Annotated in this window: 6 protein-coding genes; 1 reads left to right on the plus strand and 5 read right to left on the minus strand. The window is 68.3% G+C overall.

Annotated features, from left to right (window positions below):
• Positions 1-44 precede the first annotated feature (44 nt).
• The 5 genes from ABW137_RS26905 to ABW137_RS26925 are packed head-to-tail and all read right to left on the minus strand — an operon-like array spanning position 45 to position 5,163.
• Positions 45-1,124: an ABC transporter substrate-binding protein gene (locus tag ABW137_RS26905; RefSeq protein WP_526404523.1), complete on the minus strand. Its 1,080-nt coding sequence runs from the start codon at positions 1,122-1,124 to the stop codon at positions 45-47.
• On the minus strand, positions 1,114-2,211 hold the full coding sequence (locus ABW137_RS26910) for an ABC transporter permease (protein WP_526404524.1): 1,098 nt from the start codon (positions 2,209-2,211) through the stop codon (positions 1,114-1,116). The genes ABW137_RS26905 and ABW137_RS26910 overlap by 11 nt, the downstream gene beginning before the upstream one ends.
• 32 nt (positions 2,212-2,243) lie before the next feature.
• Positions 2,244-3,008 (minus strand): ATP-binding cassette domain-containing protein, encoded by a 765-nt coding sequence (locus ABW137_RS26915; RefSeq protein ID WP_526404525.1) that lies wholly within the window; start codon positions 3,006-3,008, stop codon positions 2,244-2,246.
• Positions 3,005-4,039: a class I mannose-6-phosphate isomerase gene (locus tag ABW137_RS26920; protein WP_526404526.1), complete on the minus strand. Its 1,035-nt coding sequence runs from the start codon at positions 4,037-4,039 to the stop codon at positions 3,005-3,007. Before ABW137_RS26920 ends, ABW137_RS26915 begins: the two co-directional genes overlap by 4 nt.
• On the minus strand, positions 4,036-5,163 hold the full coding sequence (locus ABW137_RS26925) for a zinc-dependent alcohol dehydrogenase family protein (RefSeq protein ID WP_526404527.1): 1,128 nt from the start codon (positions 5,161-5,163) through the stop codon (positions 4,036-4,038). Before ABW137_RS26925 ends, ABW137_RS26920 begins: the two co-directional genes overlap by 4 nt.
• Positions 5,164-5,236: 73 nt before the next feature.
• On the opposite strand from ABW137_RS26925, the gene ABW137_RS26930 reads away from it, so the two are divergent.
• On the plus strand, positions 5,237-5,994 hold a 758-nt coding region (locus ABW137_RS26930), incomplete at its 3' end, for a LacI family DNA-binding transcriptional regulator (protein WP_526404528.1).

A 5,994-nucleotide genomic window follows, 5' to 3' on the forward strand; every position in this document is an offset into this window, starting at 1 on the left:
TGGGCGAATGAGGGCCGTTTGCGTCTGCTCGGCGGGGGGACGCCTCAGCACTCCGACTTGTACGCCGCCGCCCCACCCTCGCCGTCGAGGTTCTCCTTGGTGATGATCGTGAAGCCGGTCTGCACGTTGGCGGTGTTCTGACCGCCGTCGAGCGCCGTCACCGCTTCGTCGATGCCGAACTTGCCGATGGCGCCGGGATCCTGGGCGACCAGAGCCTGCACGACGCCTTCACGCAGCGCCTGCATCTGGTTGGGCCCCGCGTCGAAGCCGACGACCTGCACCTGTCCACTCTTGCCTGCCTGCTTGACGCCGGTGGCGGTGCCCTCGGCCGCGAACAGGTTCACCGCGAACACGCCGACCAGGTCGGGGTCCTTCTGCAACTGAGCACCGACCAACTGGGCCGCGGTCGCGGGATCGTTGTGGCTGTACTGGATTCCGACGTACTGGAACTTGGAGTCGGCCTTGACGGCCTCCTCGAAGCCTTGGGCCCGAGCGTCGGTCGTCGAGACACCGGGTTCCAGACCCATCACCATGACCTTGCCGCCCTCGGGGTGCAGCTGCTTGATGGCGTCGAACGCCGCCGCCCCTCCGCCCACGTTGTCACTCGCGATGGCCGAGACCGCGAATGACGGGTCGGTGGTGGTCGTGTCGACGAGCACCACCTTGATGCCCGCCGCGGCGGCCTGCTCCAGCGGTGCCTGCAACGCCTGGACGTCGGTCGGTGCGACCAGCAGCGCGTCGGGCCTGCTGGCGACGATCGAGTCGAGGATCGGCCGCTGCAGGGTGGGGTCGAACTTCTGCGGGCCCTGCGTGTTGACCTTCACGCCCAGGTTGGCCGCCTCCTCCTGCGCACCGCACTGCATGGTGATGTAGAACTGGTCGCCCACCACGCCCTGCAGGAGCGCAATGTTGTACTCCTTGCTGGCCTTTGCGGGCGCGGTGACGGTGGTCGCGGCCGCCTCCGAGGATGCAGGCGCCGACGACGACCCCGATGCCGACGACCCGCCGGGGCTCGCCGAGGTGCTGCTGCTCGGCGCTGACTCGGGTTTCGAAGACGTACATGCGGCCATCGGCAGCGCGAGCGTCATGATGCTCGCGACGAACGCGAGTCGCTTACGGTTCACGGGCTTTCCTTTCGTTGGAACCACGCTTGGACCCTCTGCGGTTGAAGAGGTTTCGAGATCGTGCGCTGCGCAGGGCGGCAGCTCGCCGGGACTGGTCGACGTAGACGGCGGCGATCAGCACCGAACCGACGGCGACGCCCTGCCAGTACGGCTGCACGCCGACGATGACGAAGCCGGACTGCAGCACTGCCGGAATGAAGAGGCCGACGACGGTGCCGAAGACCGTGCCCTCGCCGCCGAAGATGGAGGTACCGCCGATCACGACGGCGGCGATGACGTTGAGGTTGGTCAACGACTGACCTGCGATCGTGGTGGTTCCGTACTGGGCCAACGACAGCAGCGCCCCGAATCCGGCCAGGGTGCCGGCCAGCGCGTAGACCGCGATGATGTGTCGGGTCACCTTGATTCCGGTGCGACGGGCCGCTTCCTCGTTGGAGCCGATGGCGTACGTGTAGCGCCCGAACCTGGTCTTGTGCAGAAGGACCGCGCCGAGGACGACGACGATCAGCGCGACGAACGGAAGACCTGGGATGCCGAGCACCTTGACGTAGGCGCTGAAGTCGGTCAGCTCGCCTGGTACCGAGCGAATGTCGATGCCCCCGGTGAGTACCTGCGCCAAACCCAGTGCCACCGAAAGCGTTCCGAGAGTCACGATCAACGCCGGCACCCTGGCCTTGGCCACCAGGATCCCGTTGATGGCGCCCCATGCCATGCCGCTGACCACCGCGGCCACCAGACCCGCGGCGGCAACGCCAGGACCGTTGCCGCCCATCGCGGCCATCACCTTCGCCGCCACCACCGACGAGAAGACCAGCACCGAGCCGACGGACAGGTCGATGCCGGAGGTGATGATCACGAACGTCATGCCGACGCCGAGAACTGCCCACACGGCCACGTTCTGGGAGATCAACGAGAAGTTTCCGGTGGACAGGAAGCGGTCGCCGGCGGCGACGGAGAAGAACAGGCAGATCACGATGAGGACACCGAGGATCCAGATCGCCTGCAGGCTCATCAGACGCTTGAGCAACGACTCGTCGTGATCGTCACCGCCGCCGACGGACACGGCGGGCTGGTTCGCCGGATCCATGCGCGATCCTCTGCGCTCCTCGCTTGCCGTACTCATGCCGCGCTCTCCCGTCCGTCCAGCGCACCCGTCATCGCACCGACCAACGTCTCCACGCTGGTGTCGCCGCCCGGATAGGTCGCGACCCGGCGGCCGAGGCGCAGCACCTGGATCCGGTCGCACACTTCGAGGACGTGCGGCATCGAGTGACTGATCAGGATCACCGCAATGCCCTTGTCGCGCACCCTCTTGATCGATTCGAGCACGTTCTTGGTCTGCACCACGCCGAGCGCGGCGGTGGGTTCGTCGAGCATGACCACCTTGTCGGCCCAGGCGATGGCGCGGGCGATCGCAATGCCCTGTCGTTGTCCACCGGACATCGAGCCGACGGGCGTGTTCAGCGATCGCACCGTGGCACCGAGTTCGGCGAACGACGCCGCGGCCTGGCGGCGCATCTCCTTCTCGTCCATGAAGCCGAATCGCCCGAGTGGCCCCTTGCGACTGATCTCGCGGCCCAGGAAGACGTTCTGTACGGGGTTGAGGTGGGGCGCGAGCGCGAGGTCCTGGTAGACGACCTCGATGCCGAGGTCGTTGGCGTCACGCGGCGTAGCCAGCCGGACCGGCGACCCGTCGAAGTAGATCTCGCCCTCGTCGAGTTCGAGGCTGCCCGAAAGTGCCTTGACGAGAGTCGATTTGCCCGCGCCATTGTCACCGATCAGGCCGACGACCTCACCCGCCTCGACGTCGAAGTCGACGCCATCGAGCGCGCGGACGTGCCCAAAGCTGCGCGAGATGCTCCGCGCTTCCAACAGTGCGGTCATGGAGTGCCTTCCGTACGGTCGGGCGGGCTCGGCGGCCACGTGGTGCCGGGCCTGCAGACGAGCAACCGGACGTCGTCGTCGACGTGCCAGTTGCCGCATGCCGCGGGGACGACGAGTGTCTGCCCGGCGGCGACGTCAAGGGGGTCACCGTGCGCGGAGGCGACGACTCCCGAACCGGCCAGCACCACCGCGACGGCGAACCCGGCAGGCACGTCGACGCCTGCGGTGAGCAGTTCCATCCGGAAGTACGGCGCCGCGGCCGCCGGCAGCACGGCCACCAGTTCGGCAGCCGTGGGGGGCGCGTGTGTGATCAGCTCGCCGGGGTCGGCCAGCGCGGCGGTGTCGACGACCGATAGCGCGGTGTCCCGGTCGAGCCCGAGGAAGACCTCCGCATCCGAGGCGCGGGTATTGTTGCGCTCCAACAGAATCGATTGATCGGTGGGCTCTTGGCCTTCGATGAGAAGGATGCCTGCGCCGATCGCGTGCGGTGTGCCGCCTGGTACCAGGACACCGTCGCCGGGGCGCACCGGGATCCGGTGCATGAGCGCCAGCATCGCGTCCGAGTCTTGCTCCTCGACGAGATCGCGGACGCGCTGGCGGTCCACGTCCTCGCGCCAGCCGACCCATACCGCGGCGTCGGCACTGGCCTCCAACACGTACCAGGCCTCGGTCTTGCCGTAGACGCAGCCGAGGTGGTGGGTCGCGTAGTCACGGGTGGGGTGCACGTGCACAGGAAGCCGTTGGCCTGCGTCGAGAAGCTTCACCAGGATGCCGGTGTCCCCCGGCGCACCATCGGCGCGGCCCAGCCACGCGGTCGGGTCGGCGCGGACGGCGTCGCGGAGCAGGGTGCCGTCGGCGAGGTGGGCGGGCCCACTGTCGGGCTCGCCGAAGCGCGCGACCGTGGCGCCGATCCACTCCTCTGGGGAACGCTCCCCCACCGGGGGCAGTCCGCGCCAGGCGGCCAGCGCGGGGCCGCCCGCGTACCAGTGCTCGATGACATTGGGCGGCAACAGTTGTGGTTGTGGGGTCACGGGACGATGACCACCTTGTGGGCGGTGGGGTCGTTGCGCAACGTCTCCAGCGCATCGCCGTATTCGTCGAGGGAGAACCGGTGGGTGACGATGCCGTCGGTGCGTACCCGACCGCCGCGCAGCGCATCGATCGCGGCGGCGAACGACGTCATCTCGGCGAAGGATCCCCTGATGGTGATCTCGCGCCGGAACACGTCGAAGGGTCGGAAGCGGACGACGTCGTCCTCGCGGGTGACGCCGTAGATCAGCACGGTGCCGCCGCGGCGGGTCAATGGCACGCAGATGTCGCCGACCGTGGGCGACCCGGTGGCTTCCACGACGGCGTCGTATCCGTCGCCGTGGGGTGAGGCCGCCAGCAGCGCGGCGACGTTCCCGTCCGGATCGTCGCGGGAGATGCGCACGGTGCGGTCGACGCCGAGCCTGCCTGCCGTGTCGAGCTTGAACTGGCTTGGTCCTGCGACGGTGACCGACGATGCGCCACCCGAGGCGATGAGCTGCGCCAGCAGCAGCCCCGTCGGCCCGGCGCCGAGCACCAATGCGCTTCCGCCAGGACGCATCTGCAGCGACTCCAGCCCGTGCATCGCGCACGACGCCGGCTCGCTGAACACCGCGGTGTCGCTCGGCAGGCCCTCGGCGGAGAACACCAGTTTGTGGTCGGCGACGGCGTATTCGGCGAAGAAGCCGGCGAAGTTGCTGCCGAAGCCCAACATGGCCTCGCACTGCCCGAGACGGCCGGCAAGGCAGTAGGCGCACTGCGCGCAGTAGACGTTCGGGTTGACGGTCACCTGCTCACCGAGGCGGAACCGCGTCACGCCCTCGCCGAGCTGGTCGACGACGCCCACCACCTCGTGGCCGGGCACCAGTGGGAACACCGCGCCGAACTCGCCCTCGTGGATGTGGAGGTCGGTCCCGCACACGCCGACCTGGTCGACCTTGATGCGTACCTGGCCTGGCGCCGCCTCAGGGGTCGGGATCTGCGTCACCGACCACGTCTTGGGGGCGTCGTACAACACGGCCTTCATATGTTCTGCGCCGTCCTCTTCCTTGAGTACGTAGCTGTTACCTGCGTCACTGCCGCGGGTCCTTCGAGGCGTGACGGTACGCCACTTCGACGCGTATGTCACCGGTGTCAGAAAATTCGGGCCGGATTTCTGACATCGGTGACATACTGGCCCGACGCGGGAGGAGGCAGGGCCGATGGCGACCATGCGCGACGTGGCCCAGCGGGCTGGCGTCAGTGCCAAGACGGTCTCCCGCGTGGTCAACGACGACCGCTACGTCTCAGACGACGTCCGGACCAGGGTCGAGCGGGCGATCGAGGAACTGCAGTACGTGCCCAACATGCTGGCCGTCACGTTCCGCACGGGTCGCGACGCCGCAATCGGCGTGGCCGTGCCCGGTGTCGCCGACCCGTTCTTCGCGGGCATCATCGGTGCAGTCGAGCGCGAGGCGAGCCGCCGCGGCGTGGCCGTCATCGTGACGAGCGTCGGCTGGGAACCCGGCCACGAACGGCAGTCCATCGAGGCGGTTCTGCACCGCAGGGTGGCAGGCATGATCATCTGTCCCGTCGGACCCGACATGTCGTTCCTGCAGCCGTGGCAGGCCCGCGCACCACTGGTGTTCGTCGATCGGCTGCCCGGCAAACTGACCGCCGACGCGGTGGTACAGGACGACGTCGGCGGCGGCAAAGAGGCCACCGCCCACCTGATTTCGCATGGCCATCGCCGCATCGCGTTCCTCGGCGACGACGTCGTCACGGGGGTCCTGCGCCTGAAGGGCTGCAGGCAGGCCATGACGGAGGCCGGACTTCCCCACCCCGACGAACTCGTCCACCTCGGCGACGTCGACGAAGCGGCCGTCACCGGAGCACTCACTCGGATCCTGAGCCTGCCCGAACCGGTGACCGCGGTGTTCTCGTCGAACGCGAGGTGCACCATCTCCGTCGTATCGACACT

Origin of the sequence: Mycobacterium sp. (genome assembly GCF_040509115.1) — a bacterium.
Lineage (GTDB): Bacteria > Actinomycetota > Actinomycetes > Mycobacteriales > Mycobacteriaceae > Mycobacterium.

Excerpts from the sequence above, each read along its gene's own strand:
- ABW137_RS26915 (WP_526404525.1), bottom strand. The coding sequence starts at position 3,008 with ATGACCGCACTGTTGGAAGCGCGGAGCATCTCGCGCAGCTTTGGGCAC.
- ABW137_RS26910 (WP_526404524.1), bottom strand. The coding sequence starts at position 2,211 with ATGGATCCGGCGAACCAGCCCGCCGTGTCCGTCGGCGGCGGTGACGAT.